This is a genomic window from Halosaccharopolyspora lacisalsi (assembly GCF_014137975.1).
GTDB lineage: Bacteria > Actinomycetota > Actinomycetes > Mycobacteriales > Pseudonocardiaceae > Halosaccharopolyspora > Halosaccharopolyspora lacisalsi.
The window spans coordinates 1,411,868-1,435,324 of record NZ_JACGWZ010000001.1 but is presented as its reverse complement, the minus strand read 5'-3'; the positions used below and the strand labels follow the sequence as shown (position 1 = coordinate 1,435,324).

The 23,457-nt window shown below is 69.0% G+C and carries 21 protein-coding genes; 5 read left to right on the top strand and 16 right to left on the bottom strand.

Features of this window, described 5'->3' with window-relative positions; all coding sequences use genetic code 11:
* Position 1: 1 nt before the first annotated feature.
* The 10 genes from FHX42_RS06985 to FHX42_RS06940 form a co-directional block, all read right to left on the bottom strand.
* Positions 2-1,873 carry an NADH-quinone oxidoreductase subunit 5 family protein gene (locus FHX42_RS06985; protein WP_182543261.1) on the bottom strand — a complete coding sequence of 624 codons (1,872 nt, stop codon included), beginning with the start codon at positions 1,871-1,873 and terminating at the stop codon, positions 2-4.
* A 5-nt stretch (positions 1,874-1,878) separates the two neighbouring features.
* Positions 1,879-2,184, bottom strand: a complete 306-nt coding sequence (locus FHX42_RS06980; RefSeq protein ID WP_182543260.1) for an NADH-quinone oxidoreductase subunit NuoK — start codon at positions 2,182-2,184, stop codon at positions 1,879-1,881.
* On the bottom strand, positions 2,181-2,744 hold the full coding sequence (locus FHX42_RS06975) for an NADH-quinone oxidoreductase subunit J (protein WP_182543568.1): 564 nt from the start codon (positions 2,742-2,744) through the stop codon (positions 2,181-2,183). The genes FHX42_RS06980 and FHX42_RS06975 overlap by 4 nt, the downstream gene beginning before the upstream one ends.
* A 13-nt stretch (positions 2,745-2,757) precedes the next feature.
* Entirely contained in the window at positions 2,758-3,687 is a 930-nt protein-coding gene (locus tag FHX42_RS06970) for an NADH-quinone oxidoreductase subunit H (RefSeq protein ID WP_182543259.1), read from the bottom strand.
* Positions 3,680-5,023 (bottom strand): hypothetical protein, encoded by a 1,344-nt coding sequence (locus FHX42_RS06965; protein WP_182543258.1) that lies wholly within the window; start codon positions 5,021-5,023, stop codon positions 3,680-3,682. The genes FHX42_RS06970 and FHX42_RS06965 overlap by 8 nt, the downstream gene beginning before the upstream one ends.
* Positions 5,014-5,364 (bottom strand): NADH-quinone oxidoreductase subunit A, encoded by a 351-nt coding sequence (locus FHX42_RS06960; protein WP_182543257.1) that lies wholly within the window; start codon positions 5,362-5,364, stop codon positions 5,014-5,016. The genes FHX42_RS06965 and FHX42_RS06960 overlap by 10 nt, the downstream gene beginning before the upstream one ends.
* Positions 5,365-5,958: 594 nt before the next feature.
* Positions 5,959-7,062 carry a mandelate racemase/muconate lactonizing enzyme family protein gene (locus FHX42_RS06955; RefSeq protein WP_182543256.1) on the bottom strand — a complete coding sequence of 368 codons (1,104 nt, stop codon included), beginning with the start codon at positions 7,060-7,062 and terminating at the stop codon, positions 5,959-5,961.
* 90 nt (positions 7,063-7,152) lie between these two features.
* On the bottom strand, positions 7,153-8,028 hold the full coding sequence (locus FHX42_RS06950; protein ID WP_182543255.1) for an NAD(P)-dependent oxidoreductase: 876 nt from the start codon (positions 8,026-8,028) through the stop codon (positions 7,153-7,155).
* Positions 8,025-9,395, bottom strand: a complete 1,371-nt coding sequence (locus FHX42_RS06945; RefSeq protein ID WP_182543254.1) for an Nramp family divalent metal transporter — start codon at positions 9,393-9,395, stop codon at positions 8,025-8,027. Before FHX42_RS06945 ends, FHX42_RS06950 begins: the two co-directional genes overlap by 4 nt.
* A 155-nt stretch (positions 9,396-9,550) precedes the next feature.
* Positions 9,551-10,471: a LysR substrate-binding domain-containing protein gene (locus FHX42_RS06940; RefSeq protein WP_182543253.1), complete on the bottom strand. Its 921-nt coding sequence runs from the start codon at positions 10,469-10,471 to the stop codon at positions 9,551-9,553.
* Positions 10,472-10,744: 273 nt separating this feature from the next.
* On the opposite strand from FHX42_RS06940, the gene FHX42_RS06935 reads away from it, so the two are divergent.
* From FHX42_RS06935 to FHX42_RS06920, 4 genes are all read left to right on the top strand, one after another.
* Positions 10,745-11,194, top strand: a complete 450-nt coding sequence (locus tag FHX42_RS06935; RefSeq protein WP_182543252.1) for a VOC family protein — start codon at positions 10,745-10,747, stop codon at positions 11,192-11,194.
* 125 nt (positions 11,195-11,319) lie between these two features.
* On the top strand, positions 11,320-12,384 hold the full coding sequence (locus FHX42_RS06930; protein WP_182543251.1) for a cyclase family protein: 1,065 nt from the start codon (positions 11,320-11,322) through the stop codon (positions 12,382-12,384).
* Between the two features lies 1 nt (position 12,385).
* Complete coding sequence (locus FHX42_RS06925; RefSeq protein WP_182543250.1) at positions 12,386-13,096, top strand: SDR family NAD(P)-dependent oxidoreductase; 711 nt, start codon at positions 12,386-12,388, stop codon at positions 13,094-13,096.
* A 32-nt stretch (positions 13,097-13,128) separates the two neighbouring features.
* Complete coding sequence (locus FHX42_RS06920; protein ID WP_182543249.1) at positions 13,129-14,172, top strand: zinc-dependent alcohol dehydrogenase; 1,044 nt, start codon at positions 13,129-13,131, stop codon at positions 14,170-14,172.
* On the opposite strand, the gene FHX42_RS06915 is transcribed toward FHX42_RS06920, so the two are convergent.
* From FHX42_RS06915 to FHX42_RS06895, 5 genes are all read right to left on the bottom strand, one after another.
* Complete coding sequence (locus tag FHX42_RS06915; RefSeq protein ID WP_182543248.1) at positions 14,095-14,592, bottom strand: hypothetical protein; 498 nt, start codon at positions 14,590-14,592, stop codon at positions 14,095-14,097. The genes FHX42_RS06920 and FHX42_RS06915 overlap by 78 nt on opposite strands.
* Positions 14,593-15,478: 886 nt before the next feature.
* Positions 15,479-16,252, bottom strand: a complete 774-nt coding sequence (locus FHX42_RS06910) for an SDR family oxidoreductase (RefSeq protein WP_182543247.1) — start codon at positions 16,250-16,252, stop codon at positions 15,479-15,481.
* Between the two features lie 117 nt (positions 16,253-16,369).
* Positions 16,370-17,419, bottom strand: coding sequence for a 2,3-butanediol dehydrogenase (locus FHX42_RS06905; RefSeq protein ID WP_182543246.1), 1,050 nt, complete (start codon positions 17,417-17,419; stop codon positions 16,370-16,372).
* Positions 17,420-17,451: 32 nt separating this feature from the next.
* Positions 17,452-18,822, bottom strand: coding sequence for an NAD-dependent succinate-semialdehyde dehydrogenase (locus tag FHX42_RS06900; protein WP_182543245.1), 1,371 nt, complete (start codon positions 18,820-18,822; stop codon positions 17,452-17,454).
* Positions 18,823-18,904: 82 nt separating this feature from the next.
* Entirely contained in the window at positions 18,905-20,536 is a 1,632-nt protein-coding gene (locus FHX42_RS06895) for a flavin-containing monooxygenase (protein ID WP_182543244.1), read from the bottom strand.
* 244 nt (positions 20,537-20,780) lie between these two features.
* Here FHX42_RS06895 and FHX42_RS06890 point away from each other — a divergent pair, with 244 nt between their 5' ends.
* Positions 20,781-22,493, top strand: coding sequence for a helix-turn-helix domain-containing protein (locus FHX42_RS06890; protein WP_182543243.1), 1,713 nt, complete (start codon positions 20,781-20,783; stop codon positions 22,491-22,493).
* A 10-nt stretch (positions 22,494-22,503) separates the two neighbouring features.
* Here FHX42_RS06890 and FHX42_RS06885 read toward each other — a convergent pair whose 3' ends face one another.
* Positions 22,504-23,403, bottom strand: coding sequence for a LysR substrate-binding domain-containing protein (locus FHX42_RS06885; protein WP_182543242.1), 900 nt, complete (start codon positions 23,401-23,403; stop codon positions 22,504-22,506).
* Positions 23,404-23,457: the final 54 nt, after the last annotated feature.

The window sequence follows — 23,457 nt, the reverse complement described above, 5'->3', positions numbered from 1 at the left end:
GTTACCTCACGAACACGAGGAACAGGGCCAGCACGACGAGCGCGGCGGCGGCCTGGGCGTAGTACTGGTGCAGTTGGCCCGTCTGCGGGCGACGCGCGAGCGTGCCAAGCCCCCTGGCTCCCTGGGCCACGAGGCGCACCACTCCGTCGACCGGGGTCTCGGCACCGCGGTCGACCAGACGTGCCAACCACATCCCGGCGGCGGGCACGGACATCACGACTCGGTCGAGCACCCGGTCGTCGAAAGCAGCCAGCGTCCGAGCCAGGGTCATCGTCGGCCGCACCACGAGCAGCTCGGCGAGCCGCTCGAACCGCATCCACTGCCCCAGCCACCGGCGAGCAGCGAGCGGAACGGGAACCGCACGGTCCCCCCACCACCAGGTGGCGGAGGCGGCGGTGAGAGCGAGCACGGCGGAGAGCACGAGTTCCCAGGCCTTCGGCAGGGAGTGGCTTCCCACGCCGATCAGCGCCTGGAGGGCACGGGCCACGGGCGGCACCCCCAGAGCGCCGAGCACGGTGGCTGCACCGGCCAGTACCACCAGCGCGGGCCGTGCGAATGCGGGCACCTCGCGAGTACCGGCGTGTTCGGTGTCCCAACCGGACTCTGCATCCTCCGGTTCCGGCTGCCAGACCACCCACGCCGCTTTGGCGCTGTAGACCGCGGCCACCACCGCGGCGGCCAACCCTGTGGCATAGAGGCCGAGACTGCCTTTCAACGCCGTGGCGAGCACCGCGTCCTTGGTCACCCACAACGACAGCGGCGGCACACCCGCCAGAGTCGCGGCGGCGACCGTGAACGTCACCCCCACCAGGCGATGCCGGCGTGCGGCACCGCGCAGCGCGGGCAGCGCCTTGGTGCCCAGCGCGGTCAGCCACGCTCCGGCGGCCAGGAACAGCGCCGACTTGGTGGCGGCATGGGCCACGAGCTGCATGGTGCCGCCGGCCACGCCCCCCGCGCCCGCCGCGAGCACGATGAACCCGATCTGCGCCGATGTCGACGCGGCCAGCAACTGCTTGAGATCGCTCTGGGCGACGGCGACCAGACCGAGCACCAGTGCCGTGGCCGCCCCCGTCCAGGCGATCACCGGCTCGCCCCACCCGGACGCGGCCAGCAGCGGCTGCAGCCGCAACAGCAGGTAGCCGCCTGCGGCGACCATGGTCGCCGAGTGCAACAACGCCGAGACCGAGCTCGGGCCCTCCATGGCGCGCGAGAGCCAGAAGTGAAACGGCAGCTGCGCCGACTTGCCCACCGCGGCCACCACCACCCCGGCGGTGAGCACCGCCATCCACGGCTGCGACGCCTGCGGAAGCTCCGTCAAGGCCAGCGAACCGACACCACCGGCCAGCGCCGCCCCGGCCGCCAGGTACAGCCCGAGATCGGCCGCACGGGTGGTCAGAAACGCCACGTCGGCGGCCCGAACGCGGTGCGGTTCCCGCCACCAGAACCCGATCAGCGCCCAGCTCGTCGCGCCCATGACCTCCCAGCCCATGAGCAGCACGCCCAGCCCCGTGGCGGTAACGGTGACCAGCATCGCCCCGGCGAAGACCAGCATCAGCCCGGTGAACCGCGCCCGCGGCTCGTCCGCTGCGAACTCCCCGGTGGAAAACCACAGCACGAACAGCGTCACCGCCGCGACCGTGATCACGAGGACCGCCGAGAGCCCGTCGACGGCCAGACCGGCCTCGATCCCGGCGAACAGCGGCACCGACACGGCCGGACGTGACATCGCAGCCAGCACGGCCAACACCAGCGTCACCGACGCAGCCGTGATCCCGACCGCGGGGGCGGGCCGATCACCACGCCGACCAGTGCACGCCAGCACCGCACCGGTGCCCAACGGCACCGCGACCAGCAGCCACACGAGTGCTTCCATCGCTGCTACTCCTTGAGGTCGGCGGCCATGTCGGTCATGTCCACGTCCCGCGCCCGGAAGATCGCCGTGACCACCGCGAAGCCCATCGCCATCTCCACCGCCATCGCCGTGATCACGACGACGATGAGCACCTGACCGTCAGCGGTCCCCGGAGCGACGTAGTACCAGAACGCGGCGGCGGCCACGATGACCCCGTTGAGCATCAGCTCCAGGCCCATCATCAGCATCACGACCGACTGCTGGGTCAGCGCGCCGAACAGTCCGATGGCGAGCAGCCCGGCACCGATCACGAGGAACAGTTCGAGACTCATCGGCCCACCCCGCCGGGAATCGGATCGTCGGGGTGATCCGCGCGTAGATCGTCGCCGAACCGGTCATAACGGCCCCGATGCGTGGCCAGCACCACGGAGGCCACGATGGTCGCGAACAGCGCAAGCCCCAGCGTCATCATCGTCAGCATCTGGCCACCCATCAACGACTCGCCGAGGGCCAGCGTGGAGTCGGCCGGTGGACGTCCGGCCCGCGCGGGCCAGTCGACCAGGAAGATTCCGACGGTCAGGGCGATGAAGATGCCACCGGCGATCGCCGCCGAGCCGCGCGTGTTGTGAAACATCGCCATGGGCATGAGCCCGGCCGGGTTCATCATGTACATGATCATGAACACCACCATGATCACCATCTCCATGACCATCATCAGCACGAGCACGACACCGAGATAGCCCAGACCGAGCAGCAGCACCTCACCCGCGACGAACAGGAACGACGCCAGCAGCGCGAAGGTCACCTTCGCCATTGAGTCCAGCCGGAACACCAGCGCGCCCGACACCAACGCGAGCGCGCCGAAGACCCACGCCGGTACCGCGCTCAGCACGCGATCCACCTCCTCACCACGTCAGCACCAGAACGCCCACGGCCAGGGCCTGCAGGATCGTCAGAGGAATCAGCACCACCCAGGCGATCTCGGCGAACCGATCCATGCGCACCGTCGGAAACTTGCGACGTAGCCACAGCACCGCCGCCAACACCGCTGCGGTCTTGAGCACCGTCCACAACCACGGCGGCAGCAGTGGACCGTGACCGCCGCCGAGAAACAGCGGCACCGACATCGCGACCGCGACCACCAGCAGCAACCACCGCCCACCCTGGAACACCAGCCGATCCACCCCGGACAGTTCCTCGACCGCACCACCGGCCAGGTCACGCCCGGTCGGCGCGTCGAACGGCCCCCGGAAAGCCATCGCCACGGCACTGAGCAGATAAACCACGAACGCCACCGGCATCCACACCACGAACCACACCCCGGACTGGGCCTCGACGATGCCGCCGACCCGGAGCGTGCCCGCCGCCGTGGCAGCGCTGATCAGCGCGAACATGTGCGGCAACTCGTAGGCCAGACCCTGTGCGACGAACCGGTAACCGCCGACGAGGGACAACACCGAGTTCGGGCCCCACCCGGCCATCCACACCGCCGCCCACGCCAGGATCTCCATCGCGTTGAACCACACGACACCGACACCGAGGTCGGCCACGGCCACCCCGCCCAGCGGCAGCACCAGCGCGGCCAGCAGCGCGATCACCGGAACGGTCACCACACCGGTCCGCCACAGCACGCGATCGGCGGCCGTGGTCACGCGCCGCTGCCCCACCAGCAGCCGCACCGCCTCGCGAAGCGGGACCACCACTACTTCCGTCAACGACGCCGCACGACCACCGGCTCGGGCGGACAGCGCGACGTCGAAAGCGATCGCGACGATCGTGGCCGCCCCCAGCACCGCGGGCAACACCGCCAGGGACCACAGTGGAACCTCAGTCACCGACCACCTCCGTGGCTGCTCGGCCTCCCAGCGCCGTGACGTCGGGGGCGAGACTGGCCACGATCAGCCGCGCGGCGGCGAGCTCGGCGCCCTCCAGCAGTTCGGGGAGCACGGCCAGCGCGGGAAGCGAGCGCGGATCCTCACTGGACTCTCCCCGCAGCAGCGCGTTCTCGGCCGGCAGTGCGGTGGTGTCGTCGACCTGGGGCAGGATCCGTTCGATCTCGGTCAACCACGTCTGCCAGCGCGCGGTGACGTCCCCGTCACCGCGACTCGCCCGGAGCACGGTTTCGAACCCGGCGGACTCGGCCCTGGCCGATGACAGGACACCGAGCCCGTCTGTGAGCCACCGCAACGTCCGCGCCCGGCGCAGTCTCCGGACCAGCCGCCGCAAACGGGGTGTCACCTGCTCGGCGCGCGCCCCGGCGAGCAGCTCGTCACGCGACCTCGCGGCGCCGACAGCGGGATCGGGCCAGCCGGCCACACGCAAGAACCCGGCGAGGCTGTCCAAGTACCCGGCAACGCGGCGCCGAGCCCCCTCACCACGGGCCACCTCCTGCCCGGACCCGACACGACGCCAGGGCTCATCCCAGAAACCCTCGTGGACGCTCTCCGCGCGGAGAACGTCCACCTCGGCCTGCTGGACGACATCGCCCTGCAACGTCGTGTACACGACCAGCCCGGCGGGCCAGTCCGGCAACAGCGGGCCGAGCGGAACATGCAGTTGATCGAGCTGAAGACCATCGCGGTCCGGTCCGCGACCCGCCATCGACAACCCCCCGGGCATCTCCATGCCACCGTGGTCGTGCCCGTGTCCGCCACCGTGATCATGCCCACCACCGTGGTCATCACCGCCGCTCTGCTCGCCCCCACCCTCGTGGCCACTCCCGTGGTCGCCACCGCCGGCACTCGTGTCCTCGTGGTCCCCGTCACCGTGGTCGGAATCGCCGCCATGTTCGTCACCGTGATGACCCTCGCGGAACTCGTCGCCGTCCTGCTCCTCACCGGCGAATACCTCCCACGTCTCGCCGCCGGTCGCCAACCTGCGGCGAGCCTCGTCGAACATCTGCGGGACAGTCGCAGCGTCGTCCAGGTGCGCGAAGACCCGTGGCTTGGGCACCTGGCGCCACAAGAGGCCCATCATGGGCGTCAATCGCGCACCGCCAGCTCCGGCGAGGAGCACCATGTCGGCCTCAGCGGGACTCACCGCGGCCGGCCAGCCACGACGCCGCAGTTCGACCTCCGCGGCCAACCGGGTCGCGGTGCCGCCGGGGACCTCCAGGAGCAGGACGTGCGGCCTACCGGCGGCGAACCGCAGCAAAGCGCGTGTCAGCTCCATCGCAGCGCTCCCTCCCGCCACGCGTAGACCACACCGGCCAGCAGGATCGCCAGGAACACGAACATCTCGATCACCGCGCTCGCGCCTTTCGAGGAGACGACCAGCGTCCACGGGTACATGAACAGCATCTCCATCTCGAAGGCCAGGTAGATCAGCGTCAGCGCGTACCAGCGCACGTGGAACCGGGAGACCGCGTGCTCAGCCGGCTCGTGCCCGGACAGGAACGGACCGACGGGACCGGCGGGGGAAGCGACAGCCACCAACCGCGCCACCCCGTAACCAGCACCGACCAGCACGAGCGCCACTCCCAGCAGGACCAGCGCCGCACCGAATCCACTCACCACAGTGGGCCCCCTCACACCCTCATCTCCGCGCGAGGGAGCACCCTTTCAGGCACCGACACGAACACCTCGTTCACGCCGACCTCCAAGCACGATGATCCACTCACCGTCTTCTACTACCCTGCTTAGCACTCTTCCATGCATGCGATCTTTACGCATGCTCAGCGGTCGGCGGCATGTCGACATACCCGATCATGAAGCTGACGACGCCTGTGTGGAGACGGGGCGCGGGTGGTGCCTCTCCGGTCGCAGTGCGTGGGCGGTGGTAGTTGAGACGGATTAGTCAGCGAGACAACGCGTCGCGTCGGTGGGACTCGAAGTGCCAAGCGTGGGCATAGCAGAGCTCAATGGCCAACAGCCGTTGGTAGCGCTCGACTTTCCCGTCGTGGCGTGAGATGAACGCTCGGATGGTTGGTGGTGGCTGGCCCCGATGGCACGGGCGAAGCGGAAACTGGTGTAGCAAAGTTCGTTGTCCGTGATCAGGCTAATGATCCGGATGATACCGCGTGCCGTGAAAACACGCGTGCGCGGGCGAGGAAGGCGGCGGTCGCTACCACGGTGCCCCTCGGACGTGTGCACGCAACCGGGTGAGGATCAACGGTCGGTCCGGTAGTGGTCGAGCTTGTCCTGATCGACCTCGATGCCGAGGCCGGGGCCCGGGCGCACCCGCATGGAGCCGGCGGTGATGCGGAGGGGCTCGGTGAGCAGGTCATCGCTCATATCGAGGTAGTTCGACAGCTCCGCTGCTTCACGCGCGGTGGAGCGTTGCGAAACACCGAATGCCAACGAGCAGGCGCTGCCGATCTGGCCGTCGATCTGATTGCCGATGACGGTCGGCACGCCCAGTCCTTCGGCGAGGTGCGCCACGCGCAGCGAGCCCGAGAAGCCGGTGCGCGCGGTCTTGATGCTGAGCGCGTTGGCCGCACCGGCGAGCAGTTCGCGGGTGGCGTCAGCCGGGGTGGGCGCGCTTTCGTCGGCCACGAACGGGATCGGGCACTGCTTGACGAGCCAGTGGCGCGCCAGTACGTCGTCAGCAGGGCAGAGCTCCTCCACTCTGGACAGATTCAGGTCGGCCAGCTCGCGCATCACCCGCGCCGCCTCGGCGGCGGTCCAGCCGCGGTTGCCGTCCAGGTAGAGCTCGGCCTCCCGGCCGATCGCATCGTGGATCGCCCGGCACACGGCCAGGTCGAGCCCGATCGGACGCCGCCCCACCTTGATCTTGAACGAGGTGATCCCGAACTCGTCCCGCATGCGCAGTGCTTCCTCCGCCATGGCAGCGGGCTCGGCGAAGCCGAGCATGTGACTGACCTGCAGGCGGTCGGTGTAGCCGCCGAGCATCTCGTGCACCGGAGCACCGATCATCTTCCCCCAGGCGTCCCACATGGCCATGTCGATGGCCGCCTTCGCGGTGGGATTGCCGACCGTGCGGGACAAGCGCTCCCGCACCTGTTCCCGCGCCAGCAAAGAGACTCCGGTGACGGCCGGGCCGAACACCGCGTTGATCACGTGAACGATGGACACCTGGGTCTCGCCGTAGGTGTAGGGGCGCGGAGGGGCTTCAGCGACGCCGGTGATGCCGTCCTCGGTGACGACCTCGACGAGCACGTTGTCGGCGACGTCGATGTGGCCGCTGGCGAAGTGCAACGGCTTGCGGTATGGAATCGCGAACGGGATGGTCCGCACATCAATGATCTTCATGGGTGTCCTGTCCGAGTGAATGCCCGCAGGGGCCGGCTGCTCGTTCCTGCCGCGCGGCCGTCGCCGTTGCCGACTCGCGCGCTGCGGAGGTCAGTCGAGGTAAGCACGGATGAGCTGACTGTCATCAGCTTCCAGCAGGCCGAGTTCGGCCGCCCGCGCGTACTGCTGCTTGGCCGCCTTGAGCAGCGGGACGTCCGCACCGCACGCATCGGCCTCCGCCTCGGACAGGCCGTTGTCCTTGGTCAGAATCGCCAGCCGCGTGAGAACGTCGGACACGGTGTCGAGCTCGGCCATCCGCGGTCCGCGTTCGTCGAGGAACCAGGAGGCTCCAGAACCTCCGCGGATCGCGTCGACCGTGCGCACCGGGTCGAGCCCGAGCTGTACGGCGAAAGCGATCGCCTCGGCCGCGGCCGCGAGGTGGACCGAGCTGCACAGCTGGTTGACGAGCTTGGTCGCCTGGCCGTCGCCGGGCCGCTCCCCGATCGCCGTCACCACGCCGAGAGCCGAGAACAGACCGTTGAGCGCGGCGATCGACGTAGGTTCACCGGCGGCCAGGAAGCGGAGTTCTCCGCGCTCGGCACCGGAAACGCCCCCGGTGACCGGAGCGTCGACCACGTCAGCGCCCGCGCCGGCGAGGAGCTCGGCGGCTTCGGCCGTCGCTTGGCGCCCGACTGTCGAGCAGACCACCCAGGTCTCGCCGTCGACGCGCCGGTGCACCGCGGCGGATTTGGCGGTCTCGAGCAGCTGCGACCCGGTGGCCACCAGCACGAGCACGGCAGCGCTTCGCAATGCTGAGGCGATGTCGTCAACGGCGCGCACGCCGTCGTCGGCGGCCTGCACACGGGCGCGGGAGCTCGGATCGACTGCGACGACGTCGCATCCGCGTTCGGCCAGACGACGAGCCATCGGCCTGCCCATCGCGCCGTATCCGACGACGGTGACCGGGAAGGATTGCGGAAGATTCATGACTGTCCCCAAGTAATGATGCTGTAAACGGTGAAGAGCGCATAGGCGAGGCCGGCGAGGCCGAGCACGATCCGGCGCGGCCGGGAGATGCGGATCTGGTGGTCCAACGCGCTATTGACGCGCACGATCAGCGCGCAGTAGACGACCATGACGAGCCCGTTGAGCATCGCCGCAATCGAGATCAGCGACAACGGTTGGTCGATGCCGAGCGCCAGGATCGCGATCCCCAGGGACACCATGAGCCAGACAGCCGCGGAGTAGATCTTGGCCTCGGTCCAGATGCTGCTGTCGCGCATGTAGGTGGTGGCGAGGATGTTCGAGGTGATGCGTGCGACCAGGTCGACCACTACGAGGTTGGCGAAGGTCAGCGAGACGGCGCCGATGGTCCAGTAGGTAATCTTGATCCAGTCGCCGTACCGGTCACCGAGCACGGTCCCCTGCAACTCGACGAATCCGAGGTCCGAGTCCCCGGCGTAGCCGCCGACTCCTATCATGCGGTGTGCCAGCAGTGAGAACACGACGATCGACACCAGCGTGACGAGGAAGAAGCTCACGAACTGCTCGATCCGCACCGCGGTCCACCAGCGCTTCCACCGGGACAGGCTCGTGCTGTCCACGGCGAACTGGTACCCCGTGGCGGTGCCAGCCTCTTCCTCCCCGGTCACCGGAGAGACGACGCGGGGCGCGTGGGTTCCCATGCCCCATCCCTTGTCCCGGGCCCAATTGCTGACCGCGAGGTTGATGGCCCCACCGCCACCGCAGAAGACCAGTGCGGACACGAGCACGCTCGTGGGCACCTCCGCCGGCAACCGCCCGATGCCACGTGCAGTCGCTGCCGGGAGCTCCGCCCACGGCTGCCAGCCGATGAGGACCACGACGGCGAACGCGACGAACAGCAGGATCATGAAGATCTTGAGCATTTCGAGCTTCTCGACGGTCTTGTACACGACCGGCGAGAAGGTCAGCACCGACCCGATGATCAGCAGCCCGCCGATTGAGATCCAGGTGACGTTCCCGCCTCCCAGCGGAAAGGTCAGCATCTCGGCCGAGCTGGTCATCCACGCCGGCCAGGCGAACGGGATGACCGTCATCGCGATGAACAGCGGAGCCCATCCGCGCCACAGGCGGATGAATCCGGTCAGGACGGTCTCGCCGGTGGCCAGCGTGTAGCGCGCGACTTCGGTGTTGATGAAGTACTGGACACACAACCCGATCGCGGCTGCCCACAGGAAAGTGAGACCGACTTGGCTGGTGATGTACGGGTGCAGCAGGTACTCGCCCGATCCGAGTCCCACCGCGGAAATGATGATCCCCGGTCCGATGACCTTCCGGATTCTCGGCGCCCGGGGCAGATCTCGGGTCGGCATGGGCGACAACGTTCCACCGTCCATGGAACCGGCCGACCCGTCGAGCTTGGTTCGTAGTTTCACTATAGACACTCCCTCGGCGGGCGAGCGGCGCTGCTCACCGCGCTGCCGAAGAAGCTAGCGATGGTTTTCTTCAGGCGTCCAACACCAATTTCTCAATCGGTGTTATCGAAACCGTATAAATCGGGGGTGGGCAGCGCCTCCTCCCCGACTTCGAGGACTCGGCGCAGCGCCGAGGAGGTGTTGTCGCCGTGCCAGGCGAGAGCCGCGAACTGGTGGCTCGGCCCGGTGCCCTCGATCGGCTTGTAGACGATGCCGACGCTCTGCACCGGGCGCACCGAGCTGAGCGTGATCGTCACCCCGGCACCGGCGGCGACCAGGGCCAGCACGGTGCTCGAGTCCGGCGCCACCTGCGCGATCTTGGGCTGGAATCCGGCGCGCAGGCACATGCTGTACATCGTCTGCTGGAGCTTGGACCCCCGGTCGTCGGGCAGGCTGGCGAACTCGTCGTCGACGAGGTCCTCCAGGCGCACGCTCGGCTCGTCGGCGAGGCGGTGCCCATCCGGCAACGCGCACAGCACCTGTTCGACCTCGACGACCCGGTGACGCAGTTCCGGGCGGGCAACCGGCGTGCGCACGAACGCCAGGTCCAGGTCACCGGCCACGAGCCGTTCGAACGCGGTGTAGACGTAGGTCTGGGATTGCAGCACCAGCTCGATCCCGGGGTGGGTTTCTCGGACCGCCCTGGTCAGTAGCGGCAGGGCCCGCTGGCTGGAGGCACCGGCGAAGCCAATGCGCACGCGGCCTTCATCTCCGGAGACGATCGAGGCCGCGACGTCGCGCACCGCCGCGGCCTGGCCGAGCAGACGCCGCGCTGGTTCGAGCAGCCGCGCTCCACCGTCGGTGAGCGCGACGTTGCGAGTGTTGCGCTGGAACAACTTGAACTGCAGCTCGTTCTCCAGCTGGCTGATGCGGTTGCTCAGCGGTGGCTGCGCCATGTGCAGGCGGGCCGCCGCGCGGCCGAAGTGCAGCTCCTCGGCCACGGCGATGAACGCTTCGACATCGCGCAGATCCATGTGCTCCCTACCGCTTTTGATACTCGCTCACTATCAGATTCTGCGAGATTGGTATTGGATTTTTAAGTGTAGGTGGGTCAGCATGTCAACAGCGCTCTGCGGCAAGAAGTCTCCCCACTGCGGCAGCGGTCCTCCCGCAGAGCGAGAACGGACGAACGTGCATCCCGGCTCGCGACGCACAGCGCGCGAGCACGGCATGCCTGGCGTGCGTGCGACGGTCGGCACGAGCCCCGGGTCGTCGGCACGCTCGGCGCGAGGGAAAGGAAATCATCGATGAAGCTACGTCTGCACCACGTGAACGTCGTCTCCGACGACATGCCGGAACTGCACAAGTTCTACTCCGAGGTGCTGGGGCTGGAGACCACGCCGCTGCCGCCGATGGTCGAGCACCTCGGGCACCAGAACGACCGCACCGAGTCCGAGGACGACGACAAGTGGAACCAGAACGTCGCGTTCTTCGACGCCAGCGGCGATGACGAGATGCAGATCCACGCCGGGCGCCGCCAGGCCTACCTCGGGCCCCGCATGGGTCACGCCATCAACCCACTGCTGACCGGGCACTTCGCCTTTCGCACCGACGACCTCGACGCCGTGCGCAAATACCTGACCGAGCAGGGCGTCCCGTTCTCCGACTACGGCGAATGGGCTGTGAAGGACTGGGACCAGATCTTCCTGACCGACCCCGCCGGCAACGTCATCGAGATCCACCAGATCATGTCCTGACCCGGGCGCACGCGCGCCCACGGCCGCGCATCGCTGCGCTTTCGAGCTCGAAAACGGCGGTGCGCGGTCCCGCGGAGCACGGTGCGAACTCAGGAGATGACGCACACTTCCCGAAGGAAGGCCCAATGACGCGCTGGAAGCATCGGCCGGAGGGGGCGACCTGGGGCGATTTCGGGCCGGACGACATGTTGGGGCGACTCAACCTGGTGGGACCCGAGCAGGTCCGCAACGGCGTCGCCGAAGTCCGGGACGGCCTCGTGTTCAGCTTGGCGCTGCCACTGGACCTGCCGGGGCGCACGGTGCTCAACGCCAACCGGTTCCCTCCGGTGGTGCGCCCCACGCTCCGAGCCGGGGCGGTCAACTTCAACTGCGACATGGCCGTCGCCCACCCCGGCGCGACGGACGTGATGAGCGACGATCTGGTCGTGCTGCACACGCAGTACTCGACGCAGTGGGACGCCTTCGGCCACGCAGGCGCCCTGTTCGACGCCGACGGCGACGGGACCGCGGAGCCGGTCTACTACAACGGCTGGCGCGCCGGAGAGGACGCGGTTGGGCCCGATGCGGTCGTGCAGGCCGGCATCGGCAGCCTCGGCGATCTCGACGGCGCGGCGAACGGAACCGCCTCCACCTCCCACGCCGGTCCGGTCGACATCAGTCACATGGCCGGGCACGGCGTGCAGGGCCGGGCCGTGCTCGTCGACCTCGAAGCCCACTTCGGTCCACAGCGAACGATCGTCGGCTACGAGGAGTTCGCCGGCGTGCTGGACTCCGACGGGATCGTCGTCGAACCCGGCGACTTCCTGGTGCTGCACACCGGTTTCACCCGCGAGGTCCACGCCCGGGGAGGCCGTCCGGAACCGGGTTCGCTGGACGTGTGCGCGGTGCTCGACGGCGCGGATCCCGAGTTGCAAGGCTGGATCCGCGACAGCGAGGTCGTCGCGATCGCCGCTGACAACTACGCGGTGGAGGCGTTCCCGCCGACCCGCGAAGTGCGGGGCACCCCGGCGCTGCCGCTGCACGAGCTGTGCCTGTTCCGGCTCGGGGTGCACTTGGGCGAGCTGTGGTGGCTGCCCGAGCTCGCCGAGTACTTGCGCGCCCGCGACCGGTCCCGCTTCCTGCTGACCGCCCCTCCCCTGCGGCTGCCCGGTGCCACCGGGTCGCCCCTGACTCCGATCGCGACGGTGTGATGTGACTGCTGCAGAACGACTTCTCGTGACCGGTGGCGCCTCCGGCATCGGTCGAGCCATCGCCGAGGAGGGCCTCGCGCGCGGCTGGGACGTGGTCGTCGTGGACCGCGAGTCGTCCCCGGTGGGCACGGGCGTGCTCGCCGACCTGGCCGACACCGACTCCACCGCGGCGGCTCTCGACGAGGTGCTCGCGGGCGGTCCGGTCACCCGGCTGGTCAACAACGTCGGCGCAGTGTTCCCCGGACCGCTCCAGGAGCAGAGCTTGTCCGATGTGGACGCCGCGCACGGGCTCAACCTGCGTTGCGCGGTGCAGTGCACGCAGGCGCTGCTCCCCGGGATGACCGAGGCCGGGTTCGGGCGGATCGTGAACATGGCCTCCCGGGCCGCGCTCGGCAAGTCGTTGCGGACCGCCTACGCCGCGTCGAAGGCCGGTCTCCTCGGCCTCACCCGGGGCTGGGCGCTCGAGCTGGGCCCGCTCGGGATCACTGTGAACGCCATCGGGCCGGGCCCGGTCGCCACCGAGCTGTTCACCAAGGCCAACGATCCCGAACGCGTCCAGCAGATCGTCGATGCCGTGCCCGTGCGCCGGATGGGCACGCCCGAGGACATCTCCTACTCGGCCGGTCACTTCCTCGACAAGCGCGCCGGTTTCGTCAACGGTCAGGTTTTGTACGTGTGCGGCGGACTGACCACCGGGGACGCCCCGATCTGAGCCCACTCCAACGATTCGTCGGGAGGCACCCCGTGCAAGCCATCGTCAAAACCGCCCCCGGGCCGGGGTTCGACTACACGGGCGCGCATCCGGACCGGCCGGTCGAGCGCGGCGAGGTGCGCATCGAGGTCGCCGCGGCTTCGTTGTGCGGCACGGACCGCGAGCTCGTCCGCCACAGCCCGGCCGCGGAGGCTCTCGGGCTGTCGTTCCCGGTCGTGCTCGGTCACGAAGTCGCCGGAACCGTGGTCGAAGCCGGTCCGAGTGTCGAGACGCTGCAGCTCGGCGACCGAGTGGCCCTCGAATCCCACCTCGCCTGCCGGACCTGCTACCACTGCCGGCGCGGTCAAGGGCACAACTGCGTGAACATGGCGCTGCTGGGCCTGCACGTCCACGGCGGATTCGCCGAACGGCTGGTCGTGTCCGAGCACTCCTGCTTCACGTTGCCCGGCGATGTGGCGACCGAGACGGGCGCGCTGTTCGAGCCCGCGGGCGTGGCGGTGCACGCGCTGCTGCGCAGCGAGGTCAACCTCGCCGGACACTCCGTGCTCATCGCCGGTGCCGGTCCGGTCGGGTTGGCTCTGGCGCAGCTGGCGAACTCCTCGGCTGCCCGGCGCACGGTCGTGGTCGAGCCCAATGCCTTCCGCCGCAGCATGGCCGAATCCTTCGGCGCCGTGGCGCTCGACGCGGACGAGAACGCGGTGGACTGGTGCTTGGCGGACGCCGACGATCGGTGCGGGTTCGACGTGGGATTCGACTGCGCTGGTTCCGCGGACGCGCTGGAGATCGTGCTGCGATCCTTGCGGCGGGAAGCGACGGCAGTGTGCGTCGGCGTCCCGAAGCAGTCGCACGCTCTCGACATCACCCGCTACCTGATCAAGCACGGCATCACGCTGAAAGGCAGTTTCGGCCGGTCCCTCTGGCAGACCTGGGACGTGCTCGCCGCTTTGGCGTCCCGGCGCCAGCTCGACCTGGACTCGCTCGTCACCCACCGCGTGGGCCTATCCGGGTTCCAGGACGCCCTCGACCTGCAGGCCGGCGACGCGGGCAAAGTCCTGCTGATCCCGGACGCGTCGTAGCCGACCCCCGGCCGCTGCGGTGGGGCCAGACGGTGCGTCCAGATCGGCACCGGACCGCCCGCCGGGCGCGTCCGCTACGCCGTGGCGGCGCCGATCAGCGCCTCGGCGGCCACGTGCATCCCGGTCCGAGTCACCGGTCACCAGCAGGTCCTGGCACAGCCCTCGCAGGCCGGACACCACGAACGTGGCACTCGCGTCCGCTCCTTCCGGCGTGTGACCCGCTCGTCGGAAGCCGTCCGCGGTGGGTTCGAGCATGACCTCCACCGCGGTCGCCGCGAACGAGCCGTACACGTCGGGCTGCGTGGTCGCCAGGCTCAGCACCCGCAGCAACATGCGGATGCTACGCCGCTGCTCGCCTTCGACGATCGCCGTCCAGAGCGCACGCACCGAAACCTTCCCGGCCGGGTCCTGCACGACCATCCGACCCGAAGAACCATCGAACCACCCCACGCCATGACGTCGGGCGCCTCCTCGCCACCGGCGAGCCGTACAAGCGCCGACCCATCACAAGAAGGACACCCAACCCAGGCGAGAGAGTTAAAGATCAAGCTGAGAACACCGACCCCAATCCCCGACAGCGCCTCCGCACGACTTGCAGTTTGGCTCACTCCGTTGCAGCACTGAGAGGGGCGCTGACATGTACGGGCAATCTGGTTCGTGCTTCCGCCAATCTCGCGGTGGCGGGATCTCCGTTGTTTCGAGCTCGGGCGGGTCCCTCTCCCGGGAAGAGCGGCACAGCGACTTTTCCGCGAGCCACCTGACTCGGCAGCTCGATGTGGACAACATCGATTCGGTCGTCACGTCGACGATCCGGGAGGGCCGTGGTTCGTAGACTGCCGCGTGGGATGGATGCTCGGACATCGCGGTGCTCGCGAGCTCCGCCGGACACCCTATGACTACATCGCGATGCTGATGGTCCGCCACGGAACCGAAGTCTTCACGCAGAACGAGCACCGTGCGTAGGTCACTCCGCCATCGCTGTCCTGTGGGACAGCGGTGGCCCAGCACAGTGCTTCAGCGCCTCCACGCTGGTCAAGCGCACGGTTCCTCCCGCGCGAAGCGCTCGCACCACCGCTGAGGGACGTCGCCGCCGCGGGCGCTCGAACGATTCCGAACTCGCCGAACCTGCGCCTGCTGTTCTCGTGGTCACTTCCCCCTCGGTCCAGGCGTACGAGTCCGACACGTCGCTGCGCCGCCTGAGCTCCTCGTCCACTTCGTACGCTACCGAGCAGAACTGCTGATCTGCCACAGCAGAAGGAAGAACCGGGACCCGAGTATGCACACCGGCCCCCGGCCCACCGGGGGCTCAGTTGAACAGCATCCCGCCGTCGATGAGCACGGACTGCCCTGTCATGTAGTCGGAATCCGGGCCGGCCAAGAACGAGACGAACTTCGCCACGTCCTCGCCCGTGGAGACCCTGCCGAGGGTGATCCCCTCGGCCATGGCCTTCATCGACTCTCCTTCGCCGACATCGTTGATGGCGCCGAGGTCGCGGTCGACCTCGACCCACATGTGCGTGTCGACGATGCCCGGGCAGTAGGCGTTGACGGTGATGCCGTGCTCGGCCCACTCCTGCGCTGCGGCCTGCGTCAAGGCCCGGACGCCGAACTTCGAGGAGCTGTAGAGACCCAGCAGACCGAAGCCCTTGTGCCCGGCGATCGACGACGCTCCGATGATCTTGCCGCCGGTGCCCTGGCGCATCATCTGCCGCGCGGCCTCGGTGTAGCACAGGAAGATCCCGCGGCCGTTGACCGCGTGGACGTGGTCGTACTCCTCGGGTGTGACGTCCAGCAGTGCCTTGGTCTGCGCGACACCCGCGTTGGCGACCAGCACGTCCAGCGAGCCGAGGTGCTCGGCGGTGCCGGACATCAGGCCGCGCACCGATTCGGCATCGGAGACGTCGCCGGTCAGCGCGACCGAGCGCACGCCGTGGGAGGCGATGTCCTTGCTGGTGCCCTCGACCTGATCCCGTTGGACGGGCAGGTCCGACACGGCCACGTCGTGCCCGTCCCGGGCCAGCCGCAGGGCGATGGCTTTGCCGATGCCCTGGGCGGCGCCGGTGACATGTGCGACGGTCATGACTTTCTCCTGTCCGTGGTCGGATCCGTGCGGTGGCGCGGTATGTCCGTGCCGGCGGTGGTGTGATCTCCCGGTCCGGGGGGCGTGATGGCACCACCGGACGGCCGCGCGAAGAGGTCAGCGGGAGGGGTCGACGAGCAGCTTCATCCGGCGCCCGGCGCGCAACTGCTCGAAGCCCTGATCCACGACATCGCTGAGCGCAACGGTGTCGACCCAGCCGGTGGTGTCGTAATGGCCGCGGGCCATGAGGTCGATGACGGCGCGGTAGTCCTCCCCGGTGTAGCAGAGGGTTCCCTGGATGCGCCGTTCCCGCAGCACCAAGTGGATCAGCGGGGTGATCAGCGGTTTGTCGTAGATCGCGACGCTGACAAGCGGCCGGTGCTCGCCGACGCACTGCACCGCCGACTCGATCGCCGGAGCGACCCCGGCCGCGTCGAACGCGGCGTCGACACCGTCGCCGCCGGAGCGGTCGGCGATCAGCTCGGGAACGTCCAGCTCGGTCGGATCGAGGGTGCGGGCGCCGAGCGCTTCGATCGCCTTGCGCCGCACGGCAGAGGGCTCGACCACGTCGATCTCGGTCAGCCCCATCCCGCGCAGGGCGAACCAGATGCCGATCCCGATCGGTCCGGCGCCGTAGACCAGCGCGCTGCTCTGATCGTCCACTTGGCCCTGCACGGCCGCGTGGTAGGCGACCGCCATGGGCTCGACCAGCGCGCCCATCTCCACCGGTACGCCCTCGGGGAGCCGGTGCACCTGGTCGCGGGGAACGACGGTGTATTCGGCCATCCCGCCGTCGGCCATCAGACCGTGGAACCCGATCTTGCTGCACACGTTGTAGCGCCCGGTGCGGCACGCCCGGCACTCGCCGCAGCGGTAGAGCGGTTCGATGGCGACGTGGTCGCCCTCCTGGACGTCCCCGACCCCGCGGCCGACGTCGGCCACGACACCGGAGAACTCGTGGCCCATGACCACGGGCATGCTCTTGCCCGTCAGCGGATGTGGATCGCCGGGCGGGATGAAGATCGGTCCGTCGTAGTACTCGTGCAGATCCGTTCCGCAGATCCCGTTGCGGCTGACCCGCACCTTGATCCGGCCCTCTGAGGGCTCGGGCTCGGGGACGTCCTCGATCCTCAGGTCGCTGTTGCCGTAGTAGACCGCTGCGCGCATGTCTCCTCCTTCCGTCATTGCCAGGTCGCCGTTCAGGCGGTTCGGATGAGCTTCTTGTTCGCGAACTCGTCGAGGCCGAACCGGCCCAGCTCGCGCCCGATCCCGGAGTTCTTCACCCCGCCGAAGGGCAGGTCCGGGGCACTCTTCACGGTGGTGCCGATGCCGACCATCCCGACATCGAGGCGATCGGCGACCACGTCGGCCTCGGCCTCGTCGCGGGCGAACACGGCACCACCGAGCCCGTACGGCGAGTCGTTGGCCAGCTCGACGGCCGCGTCGACCGATTCGGCCTTGTGCAGCACCACGGCCGGCCCGAACAGCTCCTCGCGGTAGGCGCGCATCGACGGGACCACCCCGGACAGGACCGTGGCCGGATAGAACGCGCCGTCACCTCCGGGAATCTCGCCTCCCATGTGGACGGTGGCACCTCGGGCGGCGGCGTCGGCGACCTGCTCGGCCAGCTCCCCGCGGGCCGGGATCGAGGACATCGGCCCCAACTTGGTCTCCGGGAGACGCGGGTCACCGACCTGCCACTTCGCCGCCTCCGCCAGGAACGCGGGCAGGAACTCGTCCCACACCGACGCCTCGACGATGATCCGCTTCGCGGAGGTGCAAGCCTGCCCGGTGTTGGCGAACCGCCCGGTGGCCGCGGCCGCCGCGGCCTGGGGCAGGTCGGCCCCGGGCAGCACGAGGAACGGGTCCGAGCCTCCCAGCTCCAGCACGCACTTCTTCAGGTGCTTGCCGGCCAGACCGCCGACGACGCTGCCGGCCCGTTCCGAACCGGTCAGCGATACCCCTTGCAGCCGCGCATCCGCGATCATGGTCGCGACCTGGCCGTTGTCGGCGAAGACGTTCTGGTAGACGCCGCCCGGCGCACCGGCCGCCTCGGCGATCTCGTGGATGCGCAAGGCCTGCTGCGGGCAACTGCCGGCGTGCTTGAGCAGGATCGTGTTGCCCAGCAAGAGATTCGGCGCGACGAAGCGGGCCACCTGGTAGTAGGGGAAGTTCCACGGCATGACCCCCAGCAGCGGGCCGATCGGAGCCGTGCGCACCACGGCCCGCCCGTCCCCGGCGATGTCGAGCTCCTCGTCGGCGAGGAACCGGGGGCCGGTGGTGGCGTAGTACTCGTAGATCTTCGCCGACAGCTCGACCTCGCCCTTGGCCTGCGCGATCGGCTTACCCATCTCCAGGGTCATCAGCTCGGCCAGCTCGGTGGCGTGCTCCCGGTGCAGCTCGGCGATGCGGGAGAGCACCGCGGTCCGCTCGGCCAGGCCGGCCTCGCGCCAGCCGTGGTAGGCGTCGGCGGAGCGCTTGAGCGCCTGATCGGCCTCGGCATCCGACATGACGGGAAATTCGCGCACCAGCTCGCCCGTGGTGGGGTCGACAGTTGCGTACTTGGTCACTGTTGGTCCTTCCGCGACACTTCGGGCAGGTCGGAACGGTCGCACCGCGTGGCCGCCCCGACCGGGTTCATGCGGGTCCGGATCAGACCGGTGCGAGCTCGTCGGCGCTGATGACAAAGCCGGGATAACCGGACGAGGACTCCTCGGCCAGCAGCGCGCGGTAGCCTTTCAGCCCACCCAGGTAGAACATGACCGTCCGCTTCTTGCCGGGGACGTTCGCACCGAAGATCCAGGAAGCGGCCTTCGGGAACAGCGTCTGGTTGGCGATGTCCGCGCATGTCTCGGTCCAGGCGGCCTCCGTATCCGGTTTGACGTCGATCCAGGACGCACCGGTGTCGCGCACGTGCTGCACGGTTTCGCCGATCCAGTCGACCTGTGCCTCGATCGACGGCGGCAGGTTCGTGAACGGGCCGTTGGGGCCCAGGATCATGAACATGTTCGGGAATCCGGTGGTGGCCACTCCCAGGTAGCTCGTCGGCCCGTCGGCCCAGCTGTCCTTGAGCAGCTCACCGTCGCGGCCGCGGATGGCGACCCGCTTGTAGTTCCCGTCGACCGCGTCGAACCCCGTGGCGCACACCAGCACATCGAGCTCATGCACGACGCCGTCCTCGGTGACGATCCCGTCCTCGGCCATCCGGGCGATAGGGTTCTCCTTGACGTTGACCAGACTGACGTTCGGGCGGTTGAACGTGTCGTAGAAGCCCGAATCGCACAGCGGCCGGTGCGCGTAGACGCCGGTGGGCGTGAGCTTGCGCCGGACCTCGGGGTCCTCGACGATTTCTGCGATCTTGCGGCGGATGAACGCCGCCGCCTCCTCGTTCGCGGCCGGGTCGGTGGCGATGTCGCTGAAGGTCTCGAACATGAAGCGGAATCCGCCGCCCTCGTCCCAGGCCCGCTGGAAGATCCGCTCCCGCTCCTCGGCCGAGACGCTGAAGGCCGGTACGGTGCTCTCCTCGAAGCCCATCGCGACGTTGGAGTTGCGCACCTGCTCCCAGTTGGTCTCGAAGTTCTCGCGGTGCGAGCGCCTCTCCTCCGCAGTCAGCTCCCGGTTGCCGGCGGGCACGCTGTACTGCGGCGTGCGCTGAAACGACGTCAGGTGCCCGACGACCGGGGCGATCGCGGTGGTCACCTGACCACCGGTGGACCCGTTGCCGATGACGCCGACGCGCTTGCCGGCCAGGTCGAGGTCGGTCGGCCACGCCCCGGTGTGCACCACCCGGCCGCGGAAACCCTCGATGCCGGGGATGTCGGGCAGGTTCGTCGCCGATAGCAGCCCGACCGCGGTGACCAGGAATCGGCAGCGGAACACCAAGTCACGGTCGGTGCGCACGATCCAGGTGCCGGAGTTCTCGTCGAACTCAGCCTCGGTCATGCCGGTCTCGAGTCGGATGTGGTCGCGCAGGCCGTAGCGGTCGACGACGCCGTTGAGGTACTCGAGGATCTCCGGCTGAGTGACGTACTTCGTCTTCCACGGGTTCTGCTCGTACAGCTCCCGGTCGAACGAGTACTGGTACACGAAGCTCTCGGAGTCCGAGAGTGCACCGGGGTACCGGTTCCAGTACCACGTGCCGCCCACGCCGCCGGCCTTGTCGATGGCCACGGCGTCGAGCCCCAGCTCCTTGCGCAGCTTGTAGAGCATGTGGATCCCGCCGAACCCGGTGCCGACGACGAGGGCGTCGAGCTGGTGGATCTGATCGGGAGCGGCTTCCTGCATGGCGCGAGCTCCTTTGGTCGTGACGCCCGTGTGGCGTGCTTCACTGGTGGGGCATCATGATGCGAGAAACTGCCGGTTCCGGAGGTGTTCCGATCTGAAACACCGCGGCAACGAGCCGGTGACCGGCATTGATACTCGTGGAGCAAAAGTTCGGCAGGCGCGGCGCACTGGAAATCGCGCGCCGCGGGGAGGCACGGTCGCCCAAGCTGAACCGGGAAATCGGACTGACGAAGGAGGCAGGACGATGTCCGATCTGGTGCGCCAGGCACGGCAGGACCTCATCCGCAGTGGGCTGTGCAGCGAGGTCCGCACCGAGGGCGTGGTGCCCGACCTGATCGTGCGCAGCTGGCGGCGCTCGCTCAGCGGCCAGGTCGACAGCAGCACCCTGCAGCAACACTGCCGGGAGGTCGACACCGATTCCTTGCTGTGCCGCGCGGCCGGGCCGATCCTCGACCGCTGGCAGGGCCGGCTCGCCGAGACCGGGGCGACGCTGTTTCTGAGCGACCGGGCGGGCAATATCGTGGCCCGGCGCGCCGGCAACCGCACGGCGCTCAAGCGCCTGGACCGGGTCTACGCCGCCGAGGGATTCGACTACTCCGAGGGCTCTGTCGGCACCAACGGGCTCGGCACCTCCATGGTCGAGCGCCGCGCCGTCTACATCGAGGGCAGTCAGCACTACAACGACGCGCTCGCGGCGTTGGCGTGCGCCGCCGCGCCCGTGTGCGCCCCGACCGGCACGGTGCTCGGTTCGATCTCGGTCGGCGGCCCGATCGAGGCGGCGAACCCGCTGATGCTCTCGCTGACCTGCGAGATCGGCCAGCAGATCGAGGAACGGCTGCGCGCCGAATCCCGGCCCCAAGACCTCGCCCTGGCGATGTCGTTCATGCGCTTCAGCAACTCGAAACGCCCGACCGTGGTGATGGACCAGGAGTCGGTGCTGGCCAACACGCCCGGTCTACCGTACGTCAACGTCCATTCGCACGTGGCGCTCTGGGAGCTGCTGCACTCCCACGACTGGTCCGGTGGTAACACCGCGCAGCTCCTGCTCGACGGCTCGGACGTCGAGGTCCGCGCCCGGCGAGTCGCCGAGGGGCCGCGCCCCCACTTCGTACTGCACTTCTCCGAACCGGACGCCGGCGAGGCACGTCCCGCCACACCGTCCTTCACGCCGTGGCCGACCCCCGCGGCCACCACCGGAGTGCTGCTGGTCGAGGGGCCACGGGGCTCCGGACGGGCGACGGTCGCCGCCGAACTGCACGCCGAGCGCACCGCGGACCACGCCCTCGAACCGATTACCCTCTCCCCCGCGGAGCAGGTCCCGCGGGACGAGATCACCGACCTGCTCGACGGGGGCACCGACGTGCTCCTGCGACGGGTCGAGCACACACCCGGCCACGACGCACCCCGACTGTCGGCTCTGGTCGCCGACCACCGCACCGCGGCCGCTACCGGACGGCGCACCAGCACCCTGCTGCTCACCGCCTGTTGGGAGGCAGCCGCCGAGCAGGTCCAGGCGATGATCGACGAGATCGGCCCCGCGCGGCGCACGCAGTCGCTGACACGTACCCCTGAGCGGATCCCGGGCCTGGTCAAGCACATCCTCGCGCGGGTCGATCCGGACGGGCGGCACTCGATGTCCCCGGCGGCGTTGCAGGCGCTGATGCAGTCGAACTGGCCCGGGGACCTCGCCGAGCTCACCAGCGTGCTGACCAGTCTGGTCCGCGAGGTGCCCGTGGCTGTGATCCAGCGCCGTCACCTGCCGCAGCACCTCCAGCAGACGTCGCCGCGACGCTCGCTCACTCCGCTCGAGCGGGCCGAACGCGACGCGATCAGCAACGCGCTCGACGCCGCCGGGGGCAACAAGTCCGAGGCGGCGGCCACCCTGGGCATCGGGCGAACCACACTCTACCGACGACTCCGGCAACTCGGCCTCGACAGGAGCGAGAGCTCCCTCTGAGGCCGCGCGCTCAGCCGGTCGGCACCTCGCCGAGGTCCAGCGCCTCCTGGAGCACCGCCCGCAGCGCCGGGCTGCGGTCGTCGCGGCGCCAGGCCATCCGCAGATCCACGTCCAGCGGCGCGCCCTCCAGCGGCACGAACACCACGTGCGGATCGTTCGGGTTCCGCGCCACCGAAGCCAGCGTGACGTGGCAGCCGACCTCCGCACTGACCAGCGCCAACGCGGTCTGGGTGTCCGGGGCGACCTGCACCACCTCGGCCGCGAAGCCGTGCTCCTGGGCCAGCCGCCGCAGCCGATCGTTGAGCACGGCGCCCTCGTGCGACGGCAGCGACACGAACCCCTCGTCAGCGAGCCGGGTGATCGACAGTCGCTTCGCATCTGCCAGCGGATGCGTGTCCGGCAGCGCGACCACGAGCGAATCGCTCATCACGATCTCGGCGCGCACCTCGGCGGGGATCACGTCCCAGCGACCCAGGGCGATGTCGGTCTCGCCGTTCAGCAGCTTCTTCATCGCCGGCTGGGCGAAGTTCTGGCTGGACAGCTCCAGGCGGATTCCCGGTTTCCGGGAACGCACGGCCCGAGCGAGCCGGCCGACGAGGCCGTGGGTGGACAGCCCCGCGAAGGCGATCCGCACCAGCCCGGCCTCTCCGTCGTCGGCAGCGCGCACGGCGGTCTCGGCCCGACGCACCGTCTCCAGTACCTCCGTGGCCGGGCCGACCAGGGCCTGCCCGCTGGCGGTGAGCCGGACCGAGCGCGTGTTCCGTTCGAACAGCCGGGTGCCGAGCTGCCGTTCCAGCTGTTTGATCGTGCGGCTCAACGGTGGCTGGGCGATGCGCAGCCGTTCGGCGGCTCGTCCGAAGTGCAGTTCCTCGGCCACTGCCAGGAACGACCGCAGTTGTGCGAGTTCCATGCTCCTCACCTCCATATTTGCAGATGGAGTATCGCAGAAGGACCGATTAAGTAT